23 protein-coding genes and 3 pseudogenes are annotated in these 24,281 nt (G+C 55.6%); 16 read left to right on the forward strand and 10 right to left on the reverse strand.

The genetic code is table 11. The annotated features are described in order from the left end of the window. Positions 1-27 precede the first annotated feature (27 nt). Both ACQY4Z_RS04545 and ACQY4Z_RS04550 read right to left on the reverse strand, forming a co-directional pair. Positions 28-831, reverse strand: coding sequence for an SDR family NAD(P)-dependent oxidoreductase (locus ACQY4Z_RS04545; protein ID WP_428527058.1), 804 nt, complete (start codon positions 829-831; stop codon positions 28-30). Beyond that, complete coding sequence (locus ACQY4Z_RS04550) at positions 824-2,359, reverse strand: AMP-binding protein (RefSeq protein ID WP_428527060.1); 1,536 nt, start codon at positions 2,357-2,359, stop codon at positions 824-826. The genes ACQY4Z_RS04545 and ACQY4Z_RS04550 overlap by 8 nt, the downstream gene beginning before the upstream one ends. 83 nt (positions 2,360-2,442) lie before the next feature. On the opposite strand from ACQY4Z_RS04550, the gene ACQY4Z_RS04555 reads away from it, so the two are divergent. The 6 genes from ACQY4Z_RS04555 to ACQY4Z_RS04580 all read left to right on the forward strand — a co-directional run bounded on the left by ACQY4Z_RS04555 (position 2,443) and on the right by ACQY4Z_RS04580 (position 6,690). Further along, positions 2,443-2,988, forward strand: a complete 546-nt coding sequence (locus tag ACQY4Z_RS04555; RefSeq protein ID WP_428527062.1) for a LuxR C-terminal-related transcriptional regulator — start codon at positions 2,443-2,445, stop codon at positions 2,986-2,988. Positions 2,989-3,495: 507 nt separating this feature from the next. Next, entirely contained in the window at positions 3,496-3,885 is a 390-nt protein-coding gene (locus ACQY4Z_RS04560) for a helix-turn-helix domain-containing protein (protein ID WP_428527064.1), read from the forward strand. A 139-nt stretch (positions 3,886-4,024) separates the two neighbouring features. Beyond that, positions 4,025-4,741 (forward strand): protein rhiA, encoded by a 717-nt coding sequence (locus ACQY4Z_RS04565; protein ID WP_428527066.1) that lies wholly within the window; start codon positions 4,025-4,027, stop codon positions 4,739-4,741. 54 nt (positions 4,742-4,795) lie between these two features. Beyond that, the gene (locus ACQY4Z_RS04570) at positions 4,796-5,509 is read left to right on the forward strand and encodes a hypothetical protein (protein WP_428527068.1); all 714 of its coding nucleotides are present in this window, start codon (positions 4,796-4,798) and stop codon (positions 5,507-5,509) included. A 24-nt stretch (positions 5,510-5,533) separates the two neighbouring features. Further along, positions 5,534-6,421 carry a trypsin-like peptidase domain-containing protein gene (locus ACQY4Z_RS04575; RefSeq protein ID WP_428527070.1) on the forward strand — a complete coding sequence of 296 codons (888 nt, stop codon included), beginning with the start codon at positions 5,534-5,536 and terminating at the stop codon, positions 6,419-6,421. A 71-nt stretch (positions 6,422-6,492) separates the two neighbouring features. After that, the gene (locus ACQY4Z_RS04580; RefSeq protein WP_428527072.1) at positions 6,493-6,690 is read left to right on the forward strand and encodes a hypothetical protein; all 198 of its coding nucleotides are present in this window, start codon (positions 6,493-6,495) and stop codon (positions 6,688-6,690) included. Positions 6,691-6,880: 190 nt separating this feature from the next. Here ACQY4Z_RS04580 and ACQY4Z_RS04585 read toward each other — a convergent pair whose 3' ends face one another. From ACQY4Z_RS04585 to ACQY4Z_RS04595, 3 genes are all read right to left on the reverse strand, one after another. Then, a complete protein-coding gene (locus ACQY4Z_RS04585) occupies positions 6,881-7,612 on the reverse strand; it encodes a sulfite exporter TauE/SafE family protein (RefSeq protein ID WP_428527074.1) in 732 nt (243 codons plus the stop codon). A 214-nt stretch (positions 7,613-7,826) separates the two neighbouring features. Next, entirely contained in the window at positions 7,827-9,599 is a 1,773-nt protein-coding gene (gene xsc, locus ACQY4Z_RS04590) for a sulfoacetaldehyde acetyltransferase (protein ID WP_428527076.1), read from the reverse strand. Positions 9,600-9,645: 46 nt separating this feature from the next. Further along, positions 9,646-11,256 carry a GMC family oxidoreductase gene (locus ACQY4Z_RS04595; RefSeq protein WP_428527078.1) on the reverse strand — a complete coding sequence of 537 codons (1,611 nt, stop codon included), beginning with the start codon at positions 11,254-11,256 and terminating at the stop codon, positions 9,646-9,648. Between the two features lie 178 nt (positions 11,257-11,434). On the opposite strand from ACQY4Z_RS04595, the gene ACQY4Z_RS04600 reads away from it, so the two are divergent. The 4 genes from ACQY4Z_RS04600 to ACQY4Z_RS04615 all read left to right on the forward strand — a co-directional run bounded on the left by ACQY4Z_RS04600 (position 11,435) and on the right by ACQY4Z_RS04615 (position 15,525). Continuing rightward, entirely contained in the window at positions 11,435-12,595 is a 1,161-nt protein-coding gene (locus ACQY4Z_RS04600; protein WP_428527080.1) for a TRAP transporter substrate-binding protein, read from the forward strand. A gap of 114 nt (positions 12,596-12,709) precedes the next feature. After that, a complete protein-coding gene (locus ACQY4Z_RS04605; protein ID WP_428527082.1) occupies positions 12,710-13,378 on the forward strand; it encodes a TRAP transporter small permease in 669 nt (222 codons plus the stop codon). After that, the gene (locus ACQY4Z_RS04610) at positions 13,378-14,736 is read left to right on the forward strand and encodes a TRAP transporter large permease (protein ID WP_428527084.1); all 1,359 of its coding nucleotides are present in this window, start codon (positions 13,378-13,380) and stop codon (positions 14,734-14,736) included. Before ACQY4Z_RS04605 ends, ACQY4Z_RS04610 begins: the two co-directional genes overlap by 1 nt. Positions 14,737-14,745: 9 nt before the next feature. Next, complete coding sequence (locus tag ACQY4Z_RS04615; RefSeq protein WP_428527086.1) at positions 14,746-15,525, forward strand: IclR family transcriptional regulator; 780 nt, start codon at positions 14,746-14,748, stop codon at positions 15,523-15,525. Positions 15,526-15,578: 53 nt separating this feature from the next. On the opposite strand, the pseudogene ACQY4Z_RS04620 reads toward ACQY4Z_RS04615, so the two are convergent. The 3 pseudogenes from ACQY4Z_RS04620 to ACQY4Z_RS04630 form a co-directional block, all read right to left on the reverse strand. Beyond that, a pseudogene (locus ACQY4Z_RS04620) lies at positions 15,579-15,692 on the reverse strand (IS481 family transposase); the annotation flags it as partial. 56 nt (positions 15,693-15,748) lie between these two features. Beyond that, positions 15,749-16,156, reverse strand: a pseudogene (locus ACQY4Z_RS04625) (DUF1348 family protein). 134 nt (positions 16,157-16,290) lie between these two features. Then, a pseudogene (locus ACQY4Z_RS04630) lies at positions 16,291-16,494 on the reverse strand (cyanase); the annotation flags it as partial. A gap of 297 nt (positions 16,495-16,791) precedes the next feature. Between ACQY4Z_RS04630 and ACQY4Z_RS04635 the strand changes: the two are divergent. Continuing rightward, positions 16,792-16,941, forward strand: a complete 150-nt coding sequence (locus ACQY4Z_RS04635) for a hypothetical protein (protein ID WP_428527088.1) — start codon at positions 16,792-16,794, stop codon at positions 16,939-16,941. A gap of 493 nt (positions 16,942-17,434) precedes the next feature. Here ACQY4Z_RS04635 and ACQY4Z_RS04640 read toward each other — a convergent pair whose 3' ends face one another. Together ACQY4Z_RS04640 and ACQY4Z_RS04645 are read right to left on the reverse strand one after the other, a co-directional pair. After that, positions 17,435-19,048 (reverse strand): hypothetical protein, encoded by a 1,614-nt coding sequence (locus ACQY4Z_RS04640; protein WP_428527090.1) that lies wholly within the window; start codon positions 19,046-19,048, stop codon positions 17,435-17,437. Positions 19,049-19,313: 265 nt separating this feature from the next. Further along, positions 19,314-19,841, reverse strand: coding sequence for a helix-turn-helix domain-containing protein (locus ACQY4Z_RS04645; RefSeq protein ID WP_428527092.1), 528 nt, complete (start codon positions 19,839-19,841; stop codon positions 19,314-19,316). Positions 19,842-19,997: 156 nt separating this feature from the next. On the opposite strand from ACQY4Z_RS04645, the gene ACQY4Z_RS04650 reads away from it, so the two are divergent. From ACQY4Z_RS04650 to ACQY4Z_RS04670, 5 genes are all read left to right on the forward strand, one after another. Next, entirely contained in the window at positions 19,998-20,309 is a 312-nt protein-coding gene (locus tag ACQY4Z_RS04650; RefSeq protein ID WP_428527094.1) for a helix-turn-helix domain-containing protein, read from the forward strand. Further along, the gene (locus ACQY4Z_RS04655; protein ID WP_428527096.1) at positions 20,310-20,648 is read left to right on the forward strand and encodes a hypothetical protein; all 339 of its coding nucleotides are present in this window, start codon (positions 20,310-20,312) and stop codon (positions 20,646-20,648) included. 132 nt (positions 20,649-20,780) lie between these two features. Beyond that, on the forward strand, positions 20,781-21,617 hold the full coding sequence (locus ACQY4Z_RS04660; RefSeq protein ID WP_428527098.1) for a ParB/RepB/Spo0J family partition protein: 837 nt from the start codon (positions 20,781-20,783) through the stop codon (positions 21,615-21,617). Beyond that, positions 21,610-22,077 (forward strand): hypothetical protein, encoded by a 468-nt coding sequence (locus ACQY4Z_RS04665; RefSeq protein ID WP_428527100.1) that lies wholly within the window; start codon positions 21,610-21,612, stop codon positions 22,075-22,077. Before ACQY4Z_RS04660 ends, ACQY4Z_RS04665 begins: the two co-directional genes overlap by 8 nt. Further along, positions 22,074-24,233, forward strand: a complete 2,160-nt coding sequence (locus tag ACQY4Z_RS04670) for a DDE-type integrase/transposase/recombinase (protein WP_428527102.1) — start codon at positions 22,074-22,076, stop codon at positions 24,231-24,233. Before ACQY4Z_RS04665 ends, ACQY4Z_RS04670 begins: the two co-directional genes overlap by 4 nt. Positions 24,234-24,281: the final 48 nt, after the last annotated feature.

Consider the following 24,281-nt stretch of genomic DNA (forward strand, 5'->3'; position numbering starts at 1 on the left):
ACTCTTGAGACGGCCTGAGGTCCCCATCTATTGCGCTGTCCAGCCGCCGTCGACCGGGATGGTCGTGCCGGTGACATTGTGGGCAACCGGATGACACAGCCACAGCGCCAAGGCACCGATTTCCGATGGATCGGAGGTCCGGCGGGTCGGTTGTTTTTCGGCCAGAAGATCGGCAATCCCAAGATCCCTGTCGCCGCCATGAAGGGCGGCGCGGGCGGCAACCTGCGGCTCGATGATCGCGGTTTCGGTCCAACCTGGCGCGATGCAGTTGACGGTGACACCGCCTTTGGCCTTGGTGCCGGCGGCGGCATATTCCAGCGCAGCGACCTTGCTCATGCCAACCAGGCCGAACTTCGAGGCCACATAAGGCGCCTTGTTCACCGATGCGACGAGGCCATGGACCGAGGCAATGTTGATCACCCGGCCATACCCCTTTTCAGCCATGACCGGCAGCGCCTTTCGCATCGTGTGAAAAGCGCCGGACAGATTGACATCGATGATGGCTTCCCAGGTCGCCGCATCGAGCTCGGCGTAGCTGGCGGTTTTTTGGATACCCGCATTGTTGACCAGAATGTCCGCGCCGCCCCAGTCAGACACATTCTGCATCATCGCTTCGATGGCCGTCACATCCCGCATATTGGCATCAAAAAACCGGGCCTCCGGCGCTCCGGCCGCCTTAACGGCGGCTACGGCCTCCGCGGCCTGCTCCGCTGACGCAAGACCATGAACACCCACCCGGGCGCCGGCACCTGCAAGGCTCTTTGCGATCGCCAAACCGATGCCTTGAACAGACCCGGTCACCAGGGCGGTTTTTCTCGTCAAATCACTCATGTTCGTTCCCTCCTGCCATCAGCTGTTGTCTCAATTCGGTCTTCAAGACCTTGCCGTAATTGTTCTTCGGCAGCGCCTCGACGAAGTGGTAGGTTTTCGGCCGTTTGAACCGGGCAATCTGCTCCAGGCACAAGGCATCAAGCTCTGCTGCTTCAACGTTTTGCCCGTTGAGACGCACGACAAAGGCAACGACGACCTCCCCCCACTCCGGGTCTTTCTGGCCAATCACGGAGACCTCATGGACCGCCGGATGGCTGAGCAGCACTTCCTCCACCTCCCTCGGGTAGATGTTTGTTCCGCCGGAAATGATCACATCCTTGGAACGGTCCTGAAGCGTCAGATAGCCGTCCTGATCGAGCCGCCCCATGTCTCCGGTCCACAGCCAGCCGTTTCGAAGGGTTTCTTCGGTCGCGGCCGGGTTTTGCCAATAGCCTTTCATCACCGTTGCTCCGCGCACGACGATCTCCCCCACCTCACCAGCTGGAACATCTTCGCCGCTTTCATCAACAACACGCACCCGCACGGAAGATTGTGCCGTTCCAACGGAATTCAGCCGGTCCCGCCATCTTGGATGGCTGCGGTCGGACACATCGGCCCTGGAGAGCGCAGTGATCCCCATCGGGCATTCCCCCTGGCCGTAGATCTGAACGAACCGGGTTCCCATCACCTCCACCGCCTCCAGAATGTCGGCCTCATACATCGGCCCTCCGGCGTAAACGATGGTGCGCAGCCCCATGCCGTTGAGCCCCTGGGCCTTGGCGACATCCACCATCCGGCGCACCATGGTGGGCGCTGCGAACATGCTGACACATTTTAGGGTTGGCGCGATCCGGAGAACTTCTTCAGCGTCAAATCCGCCGCTTTCCGGAACAACGTGCCGTGCACCGCGCAAGACATGCATGAAGTTGTAAAGCCCGGCGCCATGGCTCATGGGAGCAGCATACAAAATGGCCCCGCCCGACTTGACCTCGTCCACATCGACAAAGAAGTTGTATGTCATCGAGGCGATGTTGCCGCAGGTGATCATGACACCCTTCGGCCGCCCTGTGGTGCCGGAGGTGTAGAACAGCCAGGCGAGATCGTCCTCTTCCAGCGGCACGGGCTCTGAGAGCGGGGCTTCCGATCGCATAGCGTCAAATGCCTCGCTGCCGGTTATGACAATCTGTGCATCGCCAGACAAAAGACCAGACAGGGCGTTTGCGGATTTCTCATCGCAGAACACCAGTTTTGCGCCGGCATCGTCCACCATCCAGGCTGCTTCCCGCCCGTGCAGCTTGGCGTTGATCGGCACAGCAGCCGCGCCGGCCCACCAAATGCCATAGAGCGCTTCAAGATAGGCTGTGTTGTTTGCCATGAAGACCGCGACCCGGTCGCCCTTGGCAACGCCGCGACCTTGAAGCGCGTGTGCAATCGCCCCGACTGTTTCCGCAAATGCCGCATAATCAGCCACCTGGCGCACACCGGTGAAGAGCGCCGGTGTGCCGGGTGATTTTGCCGCTGTGCGTTTCAGCCATTCTGCCGGGTTCATGCCCTTGCCTCCCTTTTCTCCCTTCCGGATACTATTTGCGCGCTTTATCTGGATATTCCGGCAAAACACGTAATGGAGATCGCATGGAGGAGCTGGCTGCCCTTGCCTTTGAGCATGCGCCGATCGGACTGGTTTACTCAGAAGACCGGACCATCCGGAAATGCAATCCGCGGTTTGCGGCGATGTTTGAATATGACACCGCCGCGCTGACCGGTGTCTCCCTGTCGGTGCTTTATCCCTCTTCGGAAGAGTTCTTGCGCATCGGCAAGATCGGGGTCAGCAAGATGCTGGGCAGCGGCACCTATCAGGACGAGCGGATCATGCGCCGGAAATCCGGTGCTCTGTTCTGGTGCCGGGTACGCGGGCAGTCGCTGGACCCTGATCACCCCTTCGCCAAGGCCGTTTGGAGTTTTTCCGATATTTCAGAAGACCGGCCGCTCGCCGACATGAGCGTGCGCGAGCGTCAGGTGGCAACCATGCTGGCCGAGGGTCTGACGTCCAAGGAGATCGCCCGCGCGCTCGACATCTCCCACCGCACGGTAGAGGTTCACCGGGCCCGTTTGATGAAAAAATTCAACGCCCGCAACAGCCTGGAGCTGATCGCCCACATCGCCGGTGTGCCGGTGTGAGGCGGGGATTTCTACTTCTCAGGATCAATATTCCTTCGGAAGGAAAGTGGCTGTGCATTTGTTTTATGGCGAGCTGGTCCTGGTTATTGCGCGCTGAAGATCAGGATACCAGGTGAGAACCGCCCGTTCCTAATCTTCAAAAAGCGCTAGTATTCAACAATTTGACCGGCATGGTACGTGTTGCTTGTTTTGGGAATGCGGGTAGATGGGCATACGGGGCCACCCGACACTCGTTGTTCAGCGAGGTAAGCCGACGCAGACCGTGCCGTAGGGCGCAAGACAATTGCAGTTAGATGGAACTGGATTGTTGTTACCTTGGACCGGATTGCCGTTATGCGGGATTATCCGCCGTTTAACCGGTCGCAATATGCGCGAACCAGGCATACTCACGAGCGCTTCTTTGAAGGCGCGGAGTTGATGCAAGTAATCGTATCCGCAGCGTTATGATTTCCCTCTTAGCGTGAGTCCCTGAACACTTGCTCCCATAAATGGAACGGGGAGCAAACCATGACAGGAAACATCATCGATACCCGCCGCGGCCAAAGGCTTGGCATTGCGCTTCGCCAACGTGGACAGCGTAAGGCCATGGCTCTCGCCGCAGAACTGAATATTTCGCCCGCGGCCGTTTCCAAGTGGCGTCGGGGCCATCCGATGTCCGTAGACAATGCCTGCAGGATCGCGGTAGCCCTCGACATATCCCTCGATTGGTTATTGATGGGCCGAAACGCACCAGAATGGCTACAACGGGAACAGCTTGCCGCAACGGAGATCGACTTAATCGAAAACCTGCGGGTGCGTCCACGCCACCTCGGTCGATTGTTTATCGAACTCCTCGCGACCATCCCGCCGCTACCTGCATCGCCTACTGGCCCGGCGACCAAATCAACTGATGGTTAATTTGCCGTGGCAGAAAAACGATCAGTAAACCACTTCTGATTGTATATTTCTCGCTAAAGTTTCTTAATTCGAGCGTCCTCAACTCAATTCAACTCACGCGGGGACCCAGCCTGAAGATATATGCAAGGAGGTTATCCAGATGGGCAACGTCTATACGCTTACATTCATCAATAACTCCAACAACAACTGGGATTTTTGCTGTTACCAGGAGGATCCGAATATCAGCACCCAGGACGTTATGTCCTTGGCCTGGTTTGCCTTTCCGGTGGCCCCCACCACATCGGTCAGCTTCAGCTGGACGATCAACTACCAGTTTGTGTGGAGCCAGACCGGGAAGTTGGGTGCCGGTGTCAAATTCAGTGCCAGCCAGAAATGGGATGCATCTCTGACCGGAAACAATGGCGTCGACTTCACCCGTAAACCGAACCAGGCATTCACTTTCGAGAACCAAGCTCCATTCGGCGACCCGGGCACCTTATACATCAACCAGGATGATACAATTCCGTCCAACACGGCTGCAGTTGGTATCAATATGGGCATTGAGGGCGCCCCTCCGGGCGCGGGTACAGGCACCTTCGTTGTGCCGGCCCAGCCGAACATCACGGCGGCCTTCACGCCGCACCCGACCTACTGGGTCACCTTTGGCCAGTATACACCAGGTCAGGTGCTGGACATCCAGCAGATCACCCAAAAAGCCCAGGTGGCGTTCCCTGTCAACGTCTACGACATGTATGCGATCCTCGGCGCGGACAACAAGTGGACCGTTACCACCCAACAGGCGTTGAATGCGGCATATATCGCGTCAGGAGGGGATGCAGCCCACGCCCTTTTGACCGACACGAAGCTGCTGGCGTGACCGGTGCGGATCCGGCGGCTTTGACCGCCGGATCCAGAACGAGGATCCAACGTGATGGGGTCGATCATCCGGCGCGGGCTGGTGCTGGTAAATGCCGGCACGGCTGCCACAAGCATTGCCGTCTGGGCCAAGATGCAGTCCGCGCCGACTTCCGAGCCAATTGCTTGGATTTGTGCCAACCTGCAGGTCAATGGCTACACGACATTCGCATGGGAAACCGCCTACCAGTATTTATGGGCGAATACCGGACGCCTAACGCCCGGCAAAACTGTTGCCGCAGCTCAGCGGGTACCGGTTAGCGACCGCGTTCCGGCCGTGCGTTTGGAAAAGCAGAATACACATTACCGTCTGGTCCCATTCACGCCATCGCCGACCTTGCCACCGGGCGATTTCCTAATCGAAACCGATGGCAACGTGCCGCAGGACCAAGTGACGATTGGCATCAATCTGCGGATCATCAGCGGCTTCGGGCAACCCGGCAACGGTAGCAGCGTCGTCCAAGCAGAGCCCAATGTCAGCCGTCGCTGGTCCGCGGGCGAAACCTACTTTGCCGGCTTCGGCAGCGTCGTCCAGTCGGAATTCGCTCCAAAGGGCCTGTCGACACAGACCCCGTTGGAGATCGATTTCAGCACCGGCGCTACGGCCGGCCTGATCCTCGATAGCAGCAATGTGCTGCGGCAGATGACCCGGTCGGACTTGTCCGAAACCCTCCGGGCCGCACCCCATGATCCCGGCCTAAAGGCTTGGATTCCGGACATCCATGATTGATCTTGGTAAAGGGAAGGAAAGACCATGGCAAACAGAGCAGATGCCGATCGCACCCTGGCGTTTCATGCGGATGCGATCATGGAAAACGACAACGTCTCCTCCATCAGTGTGATCGAGCTTGATACAGGGGAGAGCATTATCGAGATCGGCCTGGTTGAGGCCGAGACCAGTGCGTTGCTAGCAACGCCCAACGAACTGGAGATCCCCGACACCGCAAATGCAACGGGACCGGTGAGCGTTCCAGTACGGAAGCGGGTAATTGGTCGGATCGTGGCGCAGAGTTTCACTGACAAACGCCGGCCAGCGCTAGGTGGCAATAGCTGCGGACCGGCCGCTGCCGATTGGTCAGGCACCCTTGGTGCCCGTATCGAGTATCAGGGCACCTACTGCATCTTGTCAAACTGGCATGTCCTTTACGGCGGTGTCGCGGCCAATGGCGACCCTATCGTCCAGCCGGCCAGCGGTGACGGTGGTGCGGCGCCGGGCGACACAGTCGCCCACAACCTGTCTGGCGTGCTTGATGCGTATGTCGATGCTGCGCTGGCGACAGTCGACAAACCGGTCGATCAGCTGGTCGGGGAAGGCACACGCTGTCACGGCGCGATCACCGGGATCGCGGCCGCAACGGTCGGCATGGGCGTGCGTAAATGCGGGCGCACCACGGAAGCCACCACCGGCACGGTGCGTTCGACCAATGCAACGGTCCGGGTTTCCGGGTATCCGGGAGGTTCACGGATCTTCCAAGACCAAATCCAGGCCACCGCCATGTCACAACCGGGCGACTCCGGTTCCGTGGTGCTGGATGATAAGGGCCGGGTCATCGGGCTCCTGTTCGCCGGTGGGCCGACTGACACTTTCGCCAACAAGATCGAGCGTGTGATGGAGGCATTCGGCGCCAACGTCTTCGGCTAAAACGACGTCCGCGGTCTTGGTTTTGGGCCAGGCCGCGGGCCCATTTAATACCTTTGCTGCAGCGTGATCGAATGACCGCAGTGGGCCGGAAGCAGGCTCTAAACTGGGTGCCAAATGAAGGTGCGCGCTACATGGAGGTCACTGTTCCACTCCAGAAAATCGGCGATGATTACCTGTTATCTTTCGTGTGCCTAAAAACCGGGCTCGCCTCGCACGAAGCCAAGGAAACCTCACGAACGCGGGTGTTGAAAGTACTTGACGACAGGTGAAGATCGAGCGCGGTCTGTGAATGGATCCGATGGTTCAAAACAGCGTCTGGAAGGGCGCCTGTGGAGGCACTCTGGCTCTTGATATTCAAGATACAATGCAAACAGTTATGCGGAGATCTGCGCCCTTCGCCTGGGTGCGAAGTGCACACCAGTTACCGGTCATTTTCGCAGAAAAACTCTGCTTCCAAAGTCAGCCCAACACCGACTTGGCAATTAGCAGCACCGATCCGGTGGTGGCGATGGAGAGCATCAGAATGCGGCCCACCGCCTGCGTCATAAACCTTCGTGCCCAACGCCCAAAACCATACCCGATCAGCAGCCCCGGAAATAGCATCAGGCCATCCAATGCCAGCCGGACATTGAACACCCCCACATAAGCAAGCGCACAAAGAGAGGTGATGTAGGAAAACGTGAAAACCAAAGCCATGGTCGGGCGCGTTTTTTCCAATGGCTCGTTTTGGTACATGATAACAAGCGGGGCACCCGGAATGCCTGATGTTGATCCCATAACGCCGACGGCAACGCCGCAAATCGAGAGGTTTCGAGTTGTGAATGGCGGCGCCTTTGCAAAAATCGAAATTGCAACGGCCAGCAGTATCAAACTTGCGAACACGACGGCCAGCCTGTCCCCAGGAATGCGGCTCAGGATAGCAGCACCGATGAGTGTGCCGACCAGAATGGCCGGCCCAAGCGCCAGGATCTCGCGGCGAACGACATGAGCACGTCCATCCCCAAGCATGAAGACAGACAAAAAGAGATTGATGAACAACATCGGCCCCGGCACGAAACTGATGCTCACAAGCGCCAGCAACGGCGCGGCAATCATCGCGAACCCCATGCCGGTGGAAGTCTGGACCAAAGCGGCGATCACGACGGCGCAATTTGCCAACAAGAATGCGTCCAGTGCGTGACTCACTTCCACGAAAAGGCTCCCTATCCTGTCTTCAACCTCTTGGTTCCAGGCGCTCGTTCCGCCGCCAACGGACCAGTCCCGTTGATTTGATTGGGGCACAATCACCCAGACATAACGGTTTGCGCGCTTTCAAAATCCGAGCTGGGAGTTGTGAACCTTAAAATGGCGGCGCGCGCCAACATCCTGTGAGCGCGCGCCTTTTCTGCCACTTATTCGCGACGGGTTAGACCGCCTGCTCCATCATATCCGCAGGATCGATGCCGGCGACGCCAACCGGTTTTTTCATTGCGTCACGGCGGAAGGGTTCGCCCAATTCCTGATTGATCATGGCCTCGATCAACGTGGTCTTTCCGGCCTTTTGATCTTCAAGCGCCTGGTTAAGAGCGTCGGTCAGTTCTTGCATGGTGCGGGCAACAACGCCCTTCAACCCGCAGGACTGGGCAATCCCTGCGTAAGAGACGCCTTCATCAAGTTCCGTGCCGACAAAGTTGTCGTCAAACCAGAGCGTCGAGTTTCGTTTTTCCGCGCCCCACTGGTAATTGCGGAAAACGATCTGAGTAATTGCCGGCCATTCGCCGCGTCCGATCGCGGTCAGTTCGTTGACAGCGATGCCAAAAGCACCGTCGCCGGCAAAGCCCACGACGGGCACATCCGGGCAACCGATCTTGGCCCCGACAATTGATGGCAAACCGTAACCGCACGGCCCGAAGAGCCCTGGTGCGAGGTATTTGCGTCCCTCTTCGAAGGACGGGTAGGCATTGCCAATTGCGCAATTGTTGCCAATGTCGGACGAGATAATCGCCTCTTTCGGCAGCGCTGCCTGGATTGCGCGCCATGCCATACGCGGGCTCATCCAATCCGGCTTAGCCGCACGTGCGCGTTCATTCCATGTTGTTCCTGGATCGTCATCCTCATGATCCATCGAAGACAGTTGCTGCGCCCAACGGGACTTGACGAGCGAAACACGCGCCAACCGTTCATCGCGCCCATCATTGCCCGCAGTATCCGACAGGTTCGCCAGGATACCCTCCGCAACCTTTTTCGCGTCACCGACAATGCCGACCGAGACCTTCTTGGTCAGACCGATCCGGTCCGGATTGATATCGACCTGAATGATTTTCGCATCCGTTGGCCAATACTCCATGCCGTAGCCGGGGAGTGTTGAGAACGGGTTCAATCGCGTACCGAGACAGAGAACGACATCGGCCTCCTTGATCAGTTCCATACCGGCCTTCGACCCGTTGTATCCCAGCGGCCCGGCAAAAAGCGGGTGCGAACCCGGGAAGGCGTCGTTGTGCTGATACCCCACACAAACGGGCGCCGAAAGACGCTCAGCCAGCGAAACAGATGCAGGAATTGCGCCCGAAAGGACCACCCCCGCACCATTCAAAATGACAGGATTTTTGGCGGAACTCAGAAGCTCGGCAGCCGCGGCAACAGAGTTTTCACCGCCCGGCGAAGCTTCGAAAACGATCGGATCGGGGATCTCAATGTCGACGACCTGTGTCCAGAAATCCCGCGGCAGATTGATCTGTGCCGGGCCACTCAGGCGGCGGGCTTGCGAGATCACACGCGTCAGAACCTCGGCGACACGCGTCGGGTCACGAACCTCTTCTTGATATGCCACCATATCTTCGAAAAGCTTCATCTGCTCGACTTCCTGGAAGCCGCCTTGCCCTATGGTCTTGTTCGCTGCTTGCGGAGTGACCAGCAAGAGCGGTGTGTGGTTCCAGTAGGCGGTTTTCACTGCAGTTACGAAGTTGGTAATGCCCGGGCCGTTTTGCGCGATCATCATCGACATTTTGCCGGTAGCGCGCGTGTAGCCGTCAGCCATCATCCCAGCGCTGCCTTCGTGCGCGCAGTCCCAGAAGGTGATGCCCGCAGTCGGAAACAGGTCGGAGATCGGCATCATGGCAGACCCGATTATGCCGAATGCATTTTTGATTCCGTGGCGTTGGAGAACTTTGACGAAGGCCTCTTCAGTCGTCATTTTCATGCCGTTACTCCCTTGGAGATGTACATTGGAATTGGAATTCGGGGCGCTACATTGCGCCAACTTTCTGGTCTTCCAGGATCAAGTCGGACACTTTCTCACCGATCATGATTGCTGGAGCGTTGGTATTGCCCGAGACGATTTCGGGCATGATCGAGCAGTCAGCGACACGCAGCCCCTCAATGCCGTGAACGCGCAGACGCTCGTCGACAACTGAGCCTTCGCCTTTGCCCATCTTGCAGGTGCCGGTTGGATGATAGATTGTCGTGGAGTTATTCCGCGCCCAGTCGAGCGTGGCTTCGTAGTCGTCGATATCAAGCGAGGCGTCCGGCCGGAATTCTTCTGAAATCTTATGCTTCAGCGGAGCATGCTGAGCGATGCGCCGGGCAATGTTGATACCGGCCACGATCGTCCGGCGATCGGTCTCGGTTGAGAGATAATTTGGATGTATTTTCGGATAAACGCTGGCATCCGGCGACGCGAGGCGGATTTCACCGCGGCTTTCCGGGCGAAGTTGACAAACCGACATCGTAAATGCCGAAAACGGATGAACGCCTTCTCCAGGACTGTCGGCTGACCAAGGCTGGACGTGGAACTGGATGTCCGGCGTATCAACGTGATCACCTGTGCGCAGGAACCCCGTCGCCAAGCTTGCGGCCATCGTCATCGGGCCGGCCCGGAACAGCGCGTACTTCAACGCGATACGTGCCTGGTTGAGTAAACTGCGAACTTCGTCGTTCAGTGTAGGCTCATTACACTTGAAGACGAGGCGCGCCTGTAGATGGTCCTGCAAATTCTTACCGACGCCCGGCAGGTCAGCAACAATATCAATACCTTGCTCTTTCACGTGTTGGGCCTCTCCGATGCCCGACTCCATCAAAAGCTGCGGTGAGCCGATTGCGCCCGCCGAAAGAATGACTTCCGCGCGTGCTTTCACAGTGTGCTCGCGCCCTTCAGTGTCGCGATAGACGACACCTGTTGCGCGGCGCCCTTCAAAAAGGATGCGTGTCGTTGCTGCCCGGGTCACAATCTGAAGGTTCGAACGCGACCGAACCGGTTTCAGGAAAGCAACGGCAGAGGAGCATCGCCGTCCATTCCGCGTCGTGAGTTGAAAATACCCGACGCCTTCCTGTTCAGCGCCATTGTAATCGGGATTGAGAGGGTAACCCGCAGCCTGGGCTGCCTCCACCCAGGCATCGCAGATAGGCCTTCGCAGGCGCATGTCCGATACCGACAACGGACCGCCCTGCCCGTGGTATGCATCAGCGCCACGCTCCTGATCTTCCGAGCGCTTGAAAAGCGGCAGGACGTCATCCCACCCCCAGCCTGTGTTCCCCATTTGACGCCAGCGGTCATAATCCTGCGGTTGCCCGCGAACATAGAGAAGGCCGTTGAGAGACGAAGACCCACCGAGCACTTTCCCGCGTGGCCAGTCAAGTTGCCGGCCATTCAATCCTGGGTCCGGTTCTGTCTTGTAACACCAGTCGACACTGGGGTTGTGCATGGTCTTGAAGTAACCGACCGGAATATGGATCCACGGGTTTCGATCCGCGCCGCCTGCTTCCAAAAGGATGACCTTGGTGTCCGGATTCGCACTCAGCCGATTTGCGATCACGCATCCCGCCGAACCGGCGCCCACGATCACAAAATCTGCGTCCATTTTCAAAAAACCCTCCATCAGATGCAATTATCTCTATGCAAGTTATCAATACTAATCTAGCTTTTTTTGATAATTTCAGTATCATTAATTGACAATATGGGAGGAAAAGATGGGAATTTATGATCGCATAAAGGGTGTCTCGCGTCGAGATTTCTTTAAAATTGCAGGAACTTACGGCATGAGTTCGACGCTCTTTGCCGCAGGCGCGTTCGGCGGTGTAATGACGGCGGCGAACCTCGCCAGAGCGGCGGAGTCCACCTACAACAAGCGCTTCGCAAAGGACGCAAAGCACACTCTGAAGTTCGGCGCGGCCGGATTTAACCCGCAAAACCTTTTGATCGAGCGGGCCGGTTGTCTTGAGTTCGCCCGTGACCTGGAGGAGCGTACGGACGGAGAAATCCGCATCGAATTCATCGGCAATAACCAGATTTGCGGCCAGCTCTCGTGCGTCGAGAAAGCACAGCAGGGGATCATCGATCTCTATGCCGCGTCGACCCAGAATTCAGCCGGTGGCGCGCCCTACCTTAACGTCCTTGACTATGCGTATATGTTCCGCAGCCGCGCTGATCAGTACTACTTCATGTACTCACCGGAATCGCAGCGGATCCTACGTGAGCCGTTCGAGAAGCGTCACGGACTGAAGTTCCTGTTCACACACGCTGAACTTCGCGGCATCCAGCTCGGTCTGTCCTGGCAAGACAAGGAAACGGTCACCTCGATTGACCAACTGGCAGGCACCAAGAACCGCGTAACGGGAACGCAGCTTGGCCGGATCGCCATGAACGCACTCAACCTAAACCCCGTGCCTGTCGCGTGGGAAGAAACACTTGACGGCCTCAAGCAAGGGTTGATCGATGGCGCTGAGACATGGGCTTCGGCCGTGGCCTATGCCAACATGTCGCCGGTTGTGAGCCAATGTGTTGACCTGCGGTTCTTCTGCGGCACCGAACACACGGCGATGACCGTATCAACCTTCGACAGCCTGAGTGGCGAGTTGCAGGATGCCGTTATGGAATCCTCATACCTCACCCAAGTTCACGTGCAGGCAGCAAACGAGGCCGCTCTGGTCAATACCGTCGGTTTCTCAAACCCTCAGTTGCCGGACACGATTTTCGCCCAGAACAATGTTCGGGTTGCGTCTCTGTCGGATGCTGAAATTCGTAAGGCCGAAGAAATGTGCTCGCCGGAGTTCCAACCGCAGCTCTGGGAGCAGTGGCGCGAACGGATCAATGGCTGGGCCGGTGGCATCGACACCTACCAGGATATTTACAACGAGGTGCGCAACAACCCGCACACCCTCGCTGAAAATGTCGAACCGCGCCGTTGGTGGAAAGGCTGATATAGTCCCAATGCCTATCGCCGGAGGGCCTCCGCAAAGAGTGTGTGAGGTCCTCCGGCAAACTACAAATGACCGGATAATCCCGGCGACAATAGGAAACAGGGAGGACGGCCGATGGAGCTCTGGTCCGATTTGGCAGCGCTCATCAGCGCGCTTGGAAGTCAAGATTCTTGGACGATCCGGCAGGCGCTTTCACCTAATACGGTCTACATTTTCGGTGCTGTGTTCCTCGCGCTCTCAGGTATGCTGCTTGCCTGGATCTACCACCATGTCCCCGTCATTGAACGCTACTTCGAACGGACCGTCATGGTGACTTGCTATCTCCTAACGGCGGCGATCATCTTCTGGGGTGTAATTGACCGTTTCGTCTTCTCAAATCAGCAACCTTGGTCAACCACCATTCCCCCGTTTCTTTTCATGATCATGGCGCTCTTCGGAGGGGCCTACAATATCCGGATGCGGACGCATCTCAGCTTCTCTGAATTCCGAATGATCATGCCGCGGACGGCACAGTTCGCCTGTCTGCTTCTCGATTTCGTTCTTTGGTTTGGCTTCGCGCTTATTCTTCTCGTGACGACCCTGCGCGTTGTTGCGCTGTCCGCTTCGAACTTTCAAATCGTTCTGGGGACAGACAATACCATGCAATGGTGGTTCCTGTTGTCGGCTCCCATCGCCGCGACGCTCATGGCGGCGCGTGCGGTTGAAAACATAGAAGATGACATAAAAAACATGCGCGCTGGCAAACCCCTCCTCCGGCAGGCGGTTATTGGAGGAGATACCTGATGACGGATGGAACACTTGTCACGCTGATCTCCGTCGGAGTTACGATACTCTTCATGCTGGGCGTCCCGGTGTTTTTGGTGATTGCCTATTGGGTGGTTGGCTGCTCATTCGTTCTTGGGCTGACCCTCGACAACATGGGCGCCGAGATCCTTAACGTCTTCAACAAGGGCTTCGCCCTTCTTGCGATGCCCCTCTTCATTCTAACTGGGGATCTGATCAACAAATCCGGGATAGCCCGGCGATTGTCGGACTTCGCTTATGCTTGTCTTGGATGGCTCCGAGGCGGGCTGGCCATGGCCTCACTCGGTGCTTGCGGTCTGTTTGCCGCAATTTCAGGTTCAAACTCCGCCACCACCGCAACGATCGGTTCGATGTTGCATCCCGAGATGGTCAAGGGCGGCTATGATGAGCGCTTCTCCGCCGCAACAGCAGCAGCCGGTGGCACTGTCGGTATCATCATCCCGCCGTCGATTATTTTCATCGTCTATGGGTTTCTCATGAATTTGCCGATTTCGGACCTGTTCGTTGCGGGTATCGTGCCCGGCGCGCTCATGGTCATCGGAATGCAATTCGCCTGCTGGATTATTTGCCGCCTCAACGGCTGGGGCTTTTTGATCCCACTCCAGTTAAACCGCGTGCTTAAAACCGCATTCGGTGCATGGCTTGGCTTCTTTGCAATAGGTCTTGTCCTTTGGGGCATCTACACCGGAAAGTTTTCGCCGACCGAAGCAGCTGGCGTCACAGTTGGTTTCTGCATCATCGCGGGGCTTCTATCCTGGCTCGTCAGCCGCCTGACGCGACAGGACCGCGATCGCACGTGGCAAGAAAAGAACTATGCGGAAATGCTGGTCGTCGAGGGTTTCACGCTCTGGCAAGTACCGGGGATCACGATGCGGTCGGCCGAGATCACCGGCATCCTTGCTCCGTTAATCGCAATTTCTGTGGTGATGCAGCAGATCCTGTCACTACTCGGAGCGCAGCAGGTTATCGGCGATTTCGTAACCTCCATGGGCGGTTACTATGCGGTTTTGTTTACCGCGATGATCATCGTGTTTTTCTCCGGCATGGTGTTGGAATCCCTTCCGGTCACGATCATTCTTGCGCCTATCCTTGCCCCGATCGCTGCAAGTGTGGGTGTCGATCCGATCCACTTCTCGGTAATCTTTCTCGTTGGCGCTTCTATTGGGTTTATTACACCGCCTTATGGGCTAAACCTTTATGTGGCATCTGGTGTAACAGGAGTGCCATATTTCCGGCTCTTGCGTTATACGGTGCCTTATCTGGTAGCGCTGATCGGAGTATGGATATTTGTTTCGCTCACACCAGAGGTCGCGCTATTCTTGCTTCCAGACAGGTAGGGAAACTGAATGTCGGCAGACGCAGAAGCGGATACAAAGGGACAAATTCCGACGAACCTGAGGCTTTTGCTGATCTTCGAAGAGGTCGCACGCTCTGGGGTTCCGGTTACTGGCGCCACATTGGCCGAGACACTGAACCTGCCCAAACCCACTGTTTACAGGCTTTTGACAACAGCCGAAGAAGAAGGGTTTCTGCAGCGTGACGTCGACGGTAAGTCCTTTGGGCCTGGACGCAGGCTCCGCCACCTTGCGGGCAACACACTGTCATCGCAACGGATGAGGACCGAGCGATTGATCGTGATGAAAGCCTTGGCTGAAGAAGTGGGCGAGACGTGCAACCTCGCTGCGCCAGGCCGGTTTGGAATGGTTTATCTTGACCGGGTCGAAACGCATTGGCCGTTGCGCATTCAGCTGCGCATTGGGTCTCATGTCCCGTTTCATTGTACGGCAAGCGGCAAGATGTACTTGTCGTCATTGCGAACGGAGAAACTGGACCGCTTGCTGTCCTGGATGGAGTTCGAGAAACACACGCCAAAGACAATCACCGATAAAAATCTTCTTCGTGAGGAACTCGCAACGACCCGGGCAAGGGGCTATTCGACCGACAATGAAGAATTGCTGGAAGGCATGGCAGCGATTGCAGTGCCCCTGAAGGATAGCGAAGGACGTTTGCTTACAACGCTTTCCATACACGCACCCGTACAACGTTTGTCCTTTGACAATCTTGTATCGGTGTTGCCGGCTTTGCGGGAGGCTGCCAGCAAGATCGAGGAACTTGCGTTAAACTGATCCAAGCCACCTCAAACGATGGTCTCTGCGAGGTCGAAGTAGAGTCTGTACGGCTAGATGTTTAGTCCCGGCATTAGATGGATTGGACCGTGAGTGAACCTGTTTGGCTCTGAAGTCCAGGTTTTGCAGATGTATTCATAGGGTGTTAGGCACTTCAGGGGCTTCAGTCCGCAAGCAACACCAATGCTGACCACCTTCGATTAGTATCGAGCTAATATCAGGGTCACAAACCCAATTCCGTCAGGCCTGGATGGTCATTCGGACGCATGCCACTTGGCCACCGAAAAAGCCTGTCGCTCTCTAGGATTTTGACATCATTGATCGAAGCATGGCGCTCAGCCATCAATACTTGCGGATCAAAGCGCCAGTTTTCATTGCCGTGAGATCGATACCAATTGTCTGCAGCATCATGGCATTCGTAGACAAAGCGCACAGCAATTGTATCCTCACTGTGGGCCCAGATTTCCTTGATCAGACTATGGTCGAGTTCTCTTTCCCATTTGCGCGTCAGGAAGGCCTCGATTTCTGCACGACCGTGAACAAACTCGGAGCGATTACGCCATGTCGCATCCGGCGTGTAGGCCAATGCTACCTTGGCTGGATCTTAGAGGTGCCAGGCGTTTTCCGCCATGCGAACCTTTAGGACCGCGTCGTCTTATGTGAAAGGCGGCACAGGGGGTCTGGTCACTGCAATTGTTCAATCTGATCATGAATACAGCTGCCGGCCGGACATTGCGCCGGGCCGCCAAAACAATTCCGGTGCTCTCACCAGCTGTTGTAGCCGAGGAACTTGCCGGACATCTCGACTTTCACTCTGTCGCCCTTTGGGTTGGCGACACGGGTGATGCTCATGTCAAAGTCAATTGCCGATATGATGCCATCACCAAACTCTTCATGAATCAGCGCCTTGATGGTCGGGCCATACACACCGACCATTTCATAAAGCCGATAGATGCACGGGTCGGTCGGTACCGTTTGCTCCCAGACCTTTGTGGGGCTGTCGACAAGAACCTCGATCACTTCCGACGGTGTTCCCCGTCATGACATTGTTTAGAACCAGCTTGATTTCTTCCATTCCGGCAAACCCCAAAAGCAGATAACTAAAGTATCATGGTAAAATAACGCGTTATTGGCAGGATTGAAATCTACTTTCCATATGTCGGAAAACCCCATCAGCCTTGAAATGCTAGCCGATCTGAAGGCCGCAAAACACAGAATCTATGGCCACTGCAAGGCCCCTGTTGCCGTGTCGGCCGTAAACTCAATATGGATGAGCTGATTGAACGCCTGGGACCTGACTATGAGGTCATCAGCGAGACGCGGATCACCCGGAACTTTCTCTGCCAAAGCCCGCAATGCGAACACGCCCAGCGCGGCCAGCGTGGCTGTACCATCACCCTGCACCCGCCGACCTGATCACATCGGCCGGGCTTCACCGGCCCAATAAACAGCCTTCAAACGCAACTTAAAATAGTGGCCAAATAAAATTGCGCGATTGGCCAAACGAAATTGCGCGCTACAGCTGTAACGCGCAATAACACTTGGCACTTAGGCTTCAACCGGGATTAAGTGGGATTGAGCGGTATTTGGCGGAATTCTGCCAATCACGCAGGCATTTTCTGAGCGCCGCCGCGCAACTTCCTTTGGCACAAAATCAAAGGAACGCCTGTTGGGCAGTTTGTGCCGTTAGAAATTACCTAATGAAAACAGAGACCGCGCAAATTCAAGATGGGAACCAATGCGCAATCTATCGTGAGAGTTCGCACCTTAGTGTTTTCAGCGGATTTCTGCAGGTTTCGCTGTAGGAGCTTCCACACTCACCGGCAGAGGTGGGAACTCATGGAACGAAACTCTCCACAACACACATCATGAGAATGAAGCTTATAGCAGCGTGGGCAATCAGCCGTTCCTAAAGGTGTTGAACTCCGTCTTCAGGCCACCACTTAACGATATCGGCAATATATTTCCTGAGCGGATCGCCTTTGTCGACGTTTTCGTCCGACGCAATCTCATTGTATATGTTTGCCAGAAGCCACCCGACCCGATCTGGTTTCGCGGCTTCTGCGATTGTTTTAAGCAAATCGGAATCGCTGCAGGATCTTAGCACCCAAGATAAGTCATCGATGTTGCAGTAGGCGACAGGTATCTGATCTTCAACGATTATTTCAGGATCTTCGTCCGCGCACCTTTTTTTAGCCCTTCTTAAGACCTCCTCGTGCTGCTTTTTTGACGTCTCCATCCATGTATCCATGGACACCACGAGACCAGAGATACCTGCAGCAAACTTATCACCTGGTGGAGCGACGATGCCTCGGCGGACATGAGAACAAAAGCGCCACACCTGAAAAGCGCCCTTTGCAAGTTCGTCCAGTGCGGCATCTTTCAGTACATCAGGTTCCTCGCCAAACTTCGCTGCAATCGTTGCCTTTTTGGCCTTACATTCGATGATAACCGCAGTCTCTCCCTGGTCGAGAAGGAAAATGTCGGGGCTGGGTTGGTTTTTTTTACCGTATTTGAATTCAGGCTTAACAGACAGATTTTGGACAAATGACTCCAGCATTAGCGTTGTGTAGCTTTCAAACCGTTTACCGATCAGATCGCGAATACGACCATCAGGACCCACGAAGTCGTAGTAGAGGCCATTTGTAAAACGCTCGATCACGAGATCAGGGATAGGGCTTAACATGATGTTTTTGTTGGGAATAAGAATGCATGGCCAAGTTCGCAACACAGATGACTGGTAAGCTGAATGACTTGTCACCTGAATTAGAGAACCAGCCAATTTACGTAGATCTTGTTCTGGCTTCGCATACATAGCCATACCTTTTGCAAGGAGTTCTGCGCTGATGCGAAAATCTTCAACCGACGGAGTGGCTTGGCAGGCCGGTTGTTTTTTCAACATTGCATAAATAGCGAAACCCGCGAAGCAGAAATCGTGCACTGAAATGCCGTATTTCTTAGTGAAATAATCATCAGCCTCTGGGAAAGTGAAGAGATATGCACTCTTAAAAAATGCTTCCCTATTCATCTTTCCACGCTGCCAAGGGAACTGCCGCTGAGCAAGACGCGCTATTTCACCAGTAACGTCTACTCGCTTTAAGGCTAAGCCATCGTCTGCATTTTCAAGTTCATTGGTAAGCTTTATCAAGTGAAGTGGCGAATTAAGATGCCGAACATTCAGCGTTTTATTTCGCTTTTCACCCCTCTTCCGCAGCGGTTTGCTTCGAAGAAAGAAGTTGACCAGAGTTTCTAAGGTCCACTTATTAATACGATACGGCTGCTGTATGAACTCAACAGTCTCTTTCGGTTGAATAGTGAAGAAATTTAAGGCCTCGAACTGTTTGTCACCAATCCGGTCGGTGCACCAGAGCATACGCAGAAAGTCTTCTGTGTCATCAATCCGTCCAAGGGCTTTTTTCAACCGCTTATAGGCGATCTGCCGTCGCCGCCTAAGCCAAGCCATAGACCGCTCTTGCGGCAGCGGCTCATCGTCATCCGTGTCAAAAGTCGACAACATTTCCATAGCAGATATCGTTACTTGCTTCGCTCACGTGCTAAAAATATCGCACAATCACTTATGAACAACATGAGGTGCAAACTGATTTTTAAGCGAAAAACGGGTCATGAACTTCCATGTACCGTAACAGCTATTCGCTTCATTACGCGTCAAATTACAATTTCTTTCAAGAACTCCGTATCGCATTAATTGATAAATATAATGACGCAAATTAAAATTGCATTTGCCTGACGTTGGTGGTCATATGCCACAATCGATAATTGTATAAGTACTAAGCCTCGCGTTTACCAGTGCCGGGCGATGCTTTGGCCGCAGCAAGCTGACGTTTCAGCCGTGTTTCAAGCCAGGGTAGGAGACTGGTGAGCTCACCCTCGTCTGACGGATCTTCAGCCCTCTCAATCAAAGCATTGTAAGCACTGGATTGCTCGTCGTAGAGCGCATCTGACGGCAGGGTTATGCCTTCAGTTTTGTGGAGTTTGGTTACTAGGCGTCCGACCGCGCGGAACACGTCTGGCTTAATCGTATGAAAGCTCGATCCCGACGGAACAACAGAGGCATCAGCGAACATCTCCCCTGCCCCGGTCAAGATCCAATGCACATTAGCTCCAAACACTTCGGACAACGCAGTGAGTACACGCGAGGTCGGCTCTCGATCACCTTTCTCATAGTTGTAAAGAGTTGCCTTCCCAATACCCAGCTTATCAGCAAACGCCTTCACATCGTGCCCACCAAGCGTTTTCCTTAATAAACGCAAGCGTTTACCGATCTCACTCTCAGGTTCGCTTTCTGGTCTAGCCACTCAGCACAACAAATAGTCTACGTTTGTATTTGATTTTTCTACAAACGTGGATTATTCCTATTCTTATCGGCCCGACTGATCGGCCCGACTGGTTACACACAAAATCCAAAGAAAACGGCTTGCTGCAACAAACCATTTTCACGAAAGGCACCCGCTATGGCTAAGCCTAAACAGGTTCCCAAAGGTGGCTGGGATCCGTTGTCCATAAAAGCCGAGTTGCATCGCCAGCACATGACGATGGCCAAACTCGCCGAGGCGAACGGCAAGGATCCCAAGTCCATGTCCCACGTCTGGAAACGACCTCTCGCATGGGCTGAGGAAGCCATTGCGGACTTTCTCGAAACTCCCAAAGAGAAATTGTTCCCAGGCCGCTATCCAAAGACGACCGCCCGAATCCTTGATAGCAAATATGCAACTTATGCCGCTAGGCCAAAACAGATTGCATCTGCGGACAGGGAGGCTGCATAAATGGCCAGTTCCTGTCACCAAAGCTCGCCTGTCCAGACACTGGCTTCTGGCTACATTCTCGCCAAGACTGCCAAATCCGGTATTTTCTATTTCTTCACGGGCGTGTTCACCACCGTCAACACCGAGACCGGGGATCTCCTCGTAGGAGAAACCGGCCTCTTTCCCGGCGACGCCTTCCTCTATGAAAGTCGACTGACTGCGCAGCGGATTGCCAACCAGCTCAATCGCGCTGGCATCGGCTCACACTGGCATGCAGTTCCAGCTTCCACTCCATTTGAAATTCCCTTTGCGCCCATCGCACATCCGGGCGTCAGGGAACCCGCGCCACCTGCGGCTTAGTGGTGGGATGCGGCGCTGCCGCTTTGCGCGGTGTCTAACCAGGATGCTGCGTTCCTCCCCAACTTACCGGGCGGACCACCAGGTCGCTCCTGCCGCCCGGTCTTTTTGAACGGCTTTCAAGGGGTATGTTCGATGGCCGACACAACAATCAAAATTTCACTTATTGATGTTCCCGAGACCCGGCTTCGCCCGGTGGATCCGGATTGGGCAGCAACGCTCGCCGACATGATCCAGGAGGCCGGGCATAAGACACCTATCGAAGTTGTCGAAGAAGGCGAGCGCTTCCGGCTGGTCGCCGGTGAACACCGCCTCGAAGCGTTCAAGCTTTTGAAGCGTAGAGAGATTGCTTGCCGGGTTCTCACCCCAACTACCGATCAGCCTGCAGAAGAACTGCGGCTGCACGAGATCTTGGAAAACCTTGGCCGAAAGGATTTCAACGCCCTGGAGCGCTGCGAAGCTCTTTTTGAATTGAAACGCATCTATGAGGTTATGAATCCGCAGACAAAGCATGGCGGCAAGCGCGGAAACCAGCATACGGGCGGCGAAAAGAGGCAAGTTGCAATTTTTGCATTTTGCCAGAAAGCCCAAGACAGCACCGGCCTTTCATGGCGCTCAATTGCCCTCGCAGTACAGATCTACAAGGGTCTGTCCGCCGCCACCCGCGAACGGTTGAAAGGCACAGCCTTAGCCGAAAAACAGTCTGATCTGAAAGCGCTGGCGGATCTGGACCACGAAACCCAGGCCAAGATCCTGGAGCTTGTTCTGGGCGAGCTGCCGAAAGCTGGATCGATCGCCGACGCGAAACTGCTTTTATCCGGAAGACCGCCGGAGAAGGACACCGAAAAACTCATGAAGCGGGTCGGCGACATCTTGCCGAGTTTGCCCCGTGCCGCACGGTTCGCCGTCTTCCGCAACCACAAGAAAGACATCATCACTCTTGTGAAAAAAGAGGGCTGGCTCGATGCGTAGAGGCCGCCCCCCAAAAGACACTCTCACCCCGGACATGTTCCTCGATTGGACACCGCCAAAAGTGGCTGTCGGTTTTGAGCCGAACGCAATCCAGGGCACACGGCTTGCCTCCCGGATCAGCCGCGCCGTCGCCAAGGCCCTCAAAGAATGCGACCGAAGCCGCGAAGAGATCGCGGCCACCATGAGTGACCGTCTCGGCCACAAGATCACGGTCGCAACCCTGGACGCTTATGCGAGCGAAGCCAAACTCGACAACAACATCACAGTCGAACGGTTCATCGCGCTCATTCGGGCCACTGGCAAAACCGAACTGCTTGGTTTCCTCGCAGATGATTTCGACCTGAAAGTCGTTCCGGCGAAATACGAAAACGTCATCACCCTCGCCCTGATCGAAGACCATGAAAAACAAGTCTCCAATTTTAAGAAATCCCTCCAGGTTAAAGCATGGGGGCCGCGATGAAACTCTGGATGACGGCACAGGAAATCGCCGACCTCAAACTGAATGGGTTTCCGACATCCAAGCGCGGCATTCAAAAGATCGCCGAACGGGAGGGCTGGGCGCACAGCTCATTGGCGCACAAGCGGCAAGGACGCGAGGGCGGCGGCGGGCTTGAATACCACATTGACCTGCTCCCGCTTCCCCAGCGGCTGGAATATGCCGGATCCTTCATTCGCGTAGAGCGAGACGATTACCTCACAGAGACCGCAAACGAGCTCAACCGCCGGGAACTCAGCACCCGTGATGCCCGATTAATCGTCCTGAAGGTTGCCGAGCGGTTCCGCAAGACGAGTGGCCTGGGCGGGACCGGCTCGGACCACCTGTTCTGTCAGCTGTTCGAGGACGGCAAGGTTCCATTACCCGAGTGGGTTCTAGAGCACGTCAAACGGATCTCCGTGCGCACGATGAACCGCTGGCGCAAAGATGCACTTACCAATGTCAATCGCCTGGCACACGATCCTGCGCTTGCCCGAAAAGGAACGGGTGTCCTTGACCGTGCGGAGGATGGCCGTGTGCGCGCCTATTGCCTTGCCGCTTATGCCTCCAATCAGTTCCTCAGCGCCAAGCACATCCGGGAGGCGGCGGTCGCAGAGTTCGGTGAGACCGTATTGGTCACCGGAAAATCCGGCCAAAAGCGGGTCTCTATGCCGCCTTTAAGGACGTTTCAAAACACCCTAAAAAACTGGCTGGAAACGGAGAAGAACGTCCTTCTCAAAATCACCGATCCTGACGCCTACAAGTCCAAGGTCCGGTTTGTGGCATCCGGCGCAAACCGGATGGACCGGCTCAATCAGAAATGGGAAATCGACGCCTCCCCATCCGATGTCATGACGCTTGACGGGCGCATGAACATTTACGCGGCCATCGATCTCTATTCCCGGCGGGTCATCATTCTAGTGACAAAAACGCCGCGCGCTGACGCTGTCGGCCTTCTGATCCGCAAATGCATCCTTGCCTGGGGTGTTCCTGAAACGATCAAAAGCGATAACGGCTCGGATTTCACAGCCAAGTCCATTGTTCGGCTGCTTGGCGCGCTCGGGATCGAACACGAGCTTTCCACTCCCTATAGCCCCGAGCAAAAGGGCACCGTTGAACGCGTGATCGGGACCTTCCAACGCGACTTCGCGGCCGTGCAACCAGGCTTCATTGGGCACTCGGTTGCAGACCGCAAAGTCATTGAAGGCCGCAAAGCGTTCTCGACGCGTCTGGGAACTGATGACGCCAAGCTTTTTAATGTCGAATTGTCGGCTTTGGAGTTCCAGAAGCAAGCGGACCAATGGGCGGAAGATCGCTACGCCCACACACCGCACGAAGGCCTGAAGCGCAAAACACCGTTCGATGTAGCGCGGGCGTACACCGGTAACGTTCGAGCCATCCGGGATCAATCAGCGCTTAACGTTCTACTTGCACCCATTGCTGGGCAAGACGGCCTCCGCAAGGTGACAAAACAGGGCATCCGCGTCGACGGAGAGTACTTCTACACCGGGGACGTTTTGCCAGGTGCTGAAATCCTCGCACGGCATGACCCGGACGACTTGGGCCGCCTTTGGCTATTTGACCCCGATGGTGAAACCTATCTCGGTGAAGCGGTGAACCCGGATCTCGCTGGTATGGACCCAGCGGAAACCATTCAGAAAATCCGTGCCAAACAGAAGGCTATTGAAGAAGAACGCTTGGCAGATATCCGCCGTGAAAAGCGGCGGATTAAGCCCCGCACCATCGCAGACGCGCAGCGGTTGGCTCACCAAACCAATGCGCATGTTCTGAGTTTTCCGAAGCCCACCGAAAAGCATGAGACCCGGCAAATCGAGGCTGCGGCAGCCGTGGCCGCAAAGCGGGCTCCAAGGCCGCTGTCGGACGCTGAACAAAAGATCATGGATGAGATGAGCGCAGCGCCCTCAGCCACGCAGAAAGTTCAACCGTTGAAGACCAACCATACGCCAGAGGACCGGTTCAAACGGGCCAAACGGTTGGAAAAAAGAATAGCCGATGGCGAGCATCTGGCGGACGCCGATGCGCTTTGGCTGACCGGTTATCAAGCCGGTCCTGAGTACCGGGCATTCAACATGATCTACGAGGATTTTGATCGTTCGGAGCAAGTACCGCCCGCGTCTTAATGGGCAAAAAACAACCCCGGAAGCTGCCACTTCCGAGGCTGAAATTAG

Source organism: Roseibium sp. (assembly GCF_965276855.1).
In the GTDB taxonomy this organism is placed as follows: domain Bacteria; phylum Pseudomonadota; class Alphaproteobacteria; order Rhizobiales; family Stappiaceae; genus Roseibium.

Excerpts from the sequence above, each read along its gene's own strand:
- ACQY4Z_RS04545 (WP_428527058.1), bottom strand. The coding sequence starts at position 831 with ATGAGTGATTTGACGAGAAAAACCGCCCTGGTGACCGGGTCTGTTCAA.
- ACQY4Z_RS04550 (WP_428527060.1), bottom strand. The coding sequence starts at position 2,359 with ATGAACCCGGCAGAATGGCTGAAACGCACAGCGGCAAAATCACCCGGC.
- ACQY4Z_RS04555 (WP_428527062.1), top strand. The coding sequence starts at position 2,443 with ATGGAGGAGCTGGCTGCCCTTGCCTTTGAGCATGCGCCGATCGGACTG.
- ACQY4Z_RS04560 (WP_428527064.1), top strand. The coding sequence starts at position 3,496 with ATGACAGGAAACATCATCGATACCCGCCGCGGCCAAAGGCTTGGCATT.
- ACQY4Z_RS04565 (WP_428527066.1), top strand. The coding sequence starts at position 4,025 with ATGGGCAACGTCTATACGCTTACATTCATCAATAACTCCAACAACAAC.
- ACQY4Z_RS04570 (WP_428527068.1), top strand. The coding sequence starts at position 4,796 with ATGGGGTCGATCATCCGGCGCGGGCTGGTGCTGGTAAATGCCGGCACG.
- ACQY4Z_RS04575 (WP_428527070.1), top strand. The coding sequence starts at position 5,534 with ATGGCAAACAGAGCAGATGCCGATCGCACCCTGGCGTTTCATGCGGAT.
- ACQY4Z_RS04580 (WP_428527072.1), top strand. The coding sequence starts at position 6,493 with ATGACCGCAGTGGGCCGGAAGCAGGCTCTAAACTGGGTGCCAAATGAA.
- xsc (WP_428527076.1), bottom strand. The coding sequence starts at position 9,599 with ATGAAAATGACGACTGAAGAGGCCTTCGTCAAAGTTCTCCAACGCCAC.
- ACQY4Z_RS04595 (WP_428527078.1), bottom strand. The coding sequence starts at position 11,256 with ATGGACGCAGATTTTGTGATCGTGGGCGCCGGTTCGGCGGGATGCGTG.
- ACQY4Z_RS04600 (WP_428527080.1), top strand. The coding sequence starts at position 11,435 with ATGAGTTCGACGCTCTTTGCCGCAGGCGCGTTCGGCGGTGTAATGACG.
- ACQY4Z_RS04605 (WP_428527082.1), top strand. The coding sequence starts at position 12,710 with ATGGAGCTCTGGTCCGATTTGGCAGCGCTCATCAGCGCGCTTGGAAGT.
- ACQY4Z_RS04610 (WP_428527084.1), top strand. The coding sequence starts at position 13,378 with ATGACGGATGGAACACTTGTCACGCTGATCTCCGTCGGAGTTACGATA.
- ACQY4Z_RS04615 (WP_428527086.1), top strand. The coding sequence starts at position 14,746 with ATGTCGGCAGACGCAGAAGCGGATACAAAGGGACAAATTCCGACGAAC.
- ACQY4Z_RS04635 (WP_428527088.1), top strand. The coding sequence starts at position 16,792 with ATGGATGAGCTGATTGAACGCCTGGGACCTGACTATGAGGTCATCAGC.
- ACQY4Z_RS04640 (WP_428527090.1), bottom strand. The coding sequence starts at position 19,048 with ATGGAAATGTTGTCGACTTTTGACACGGATGACGATGAGCCGCTGCCG.
- ACQY4Z_RS04650 (WP_428527094.1), top strand. The coding sequence starts at position 19,998 with ATGGCTAAGCCTAAACAGGTTCCCAAAGGTGGCTGGGATCCGTTGTCC.
- ACQY4Z_RS04655 (WP_428527096.1), top strand. The coding sequence starts at position 20,310 with ATGGCCAGTTCCTGTCACCAAAGCTCGCCTGTCCAGACACTGGCTTCT.
- ACQY4Z_RS04660 (WP_428527098.1), top strand. The coding sequence starts at position 20,781 with ATGGCCGACACAACAATCAAAATTTCACTTATTGATGTTCCCGAGACC.
- ACQY4Z_RS04665 (WP_428527100.1), top strand. The coding sequence starts at position 21,610 with ATGCGTAGAGGCCGCCCCCCAAAAGACACTCTCACCCCGGACATGTTC.
- ACQY4Z_RS04670 (WP_428527102.1), top strand. The coding sequence starts at position 22,074 with ATGAAACTCTGGATGACGGCACAGGAAATCGCCGACCTCAAACTGAAT.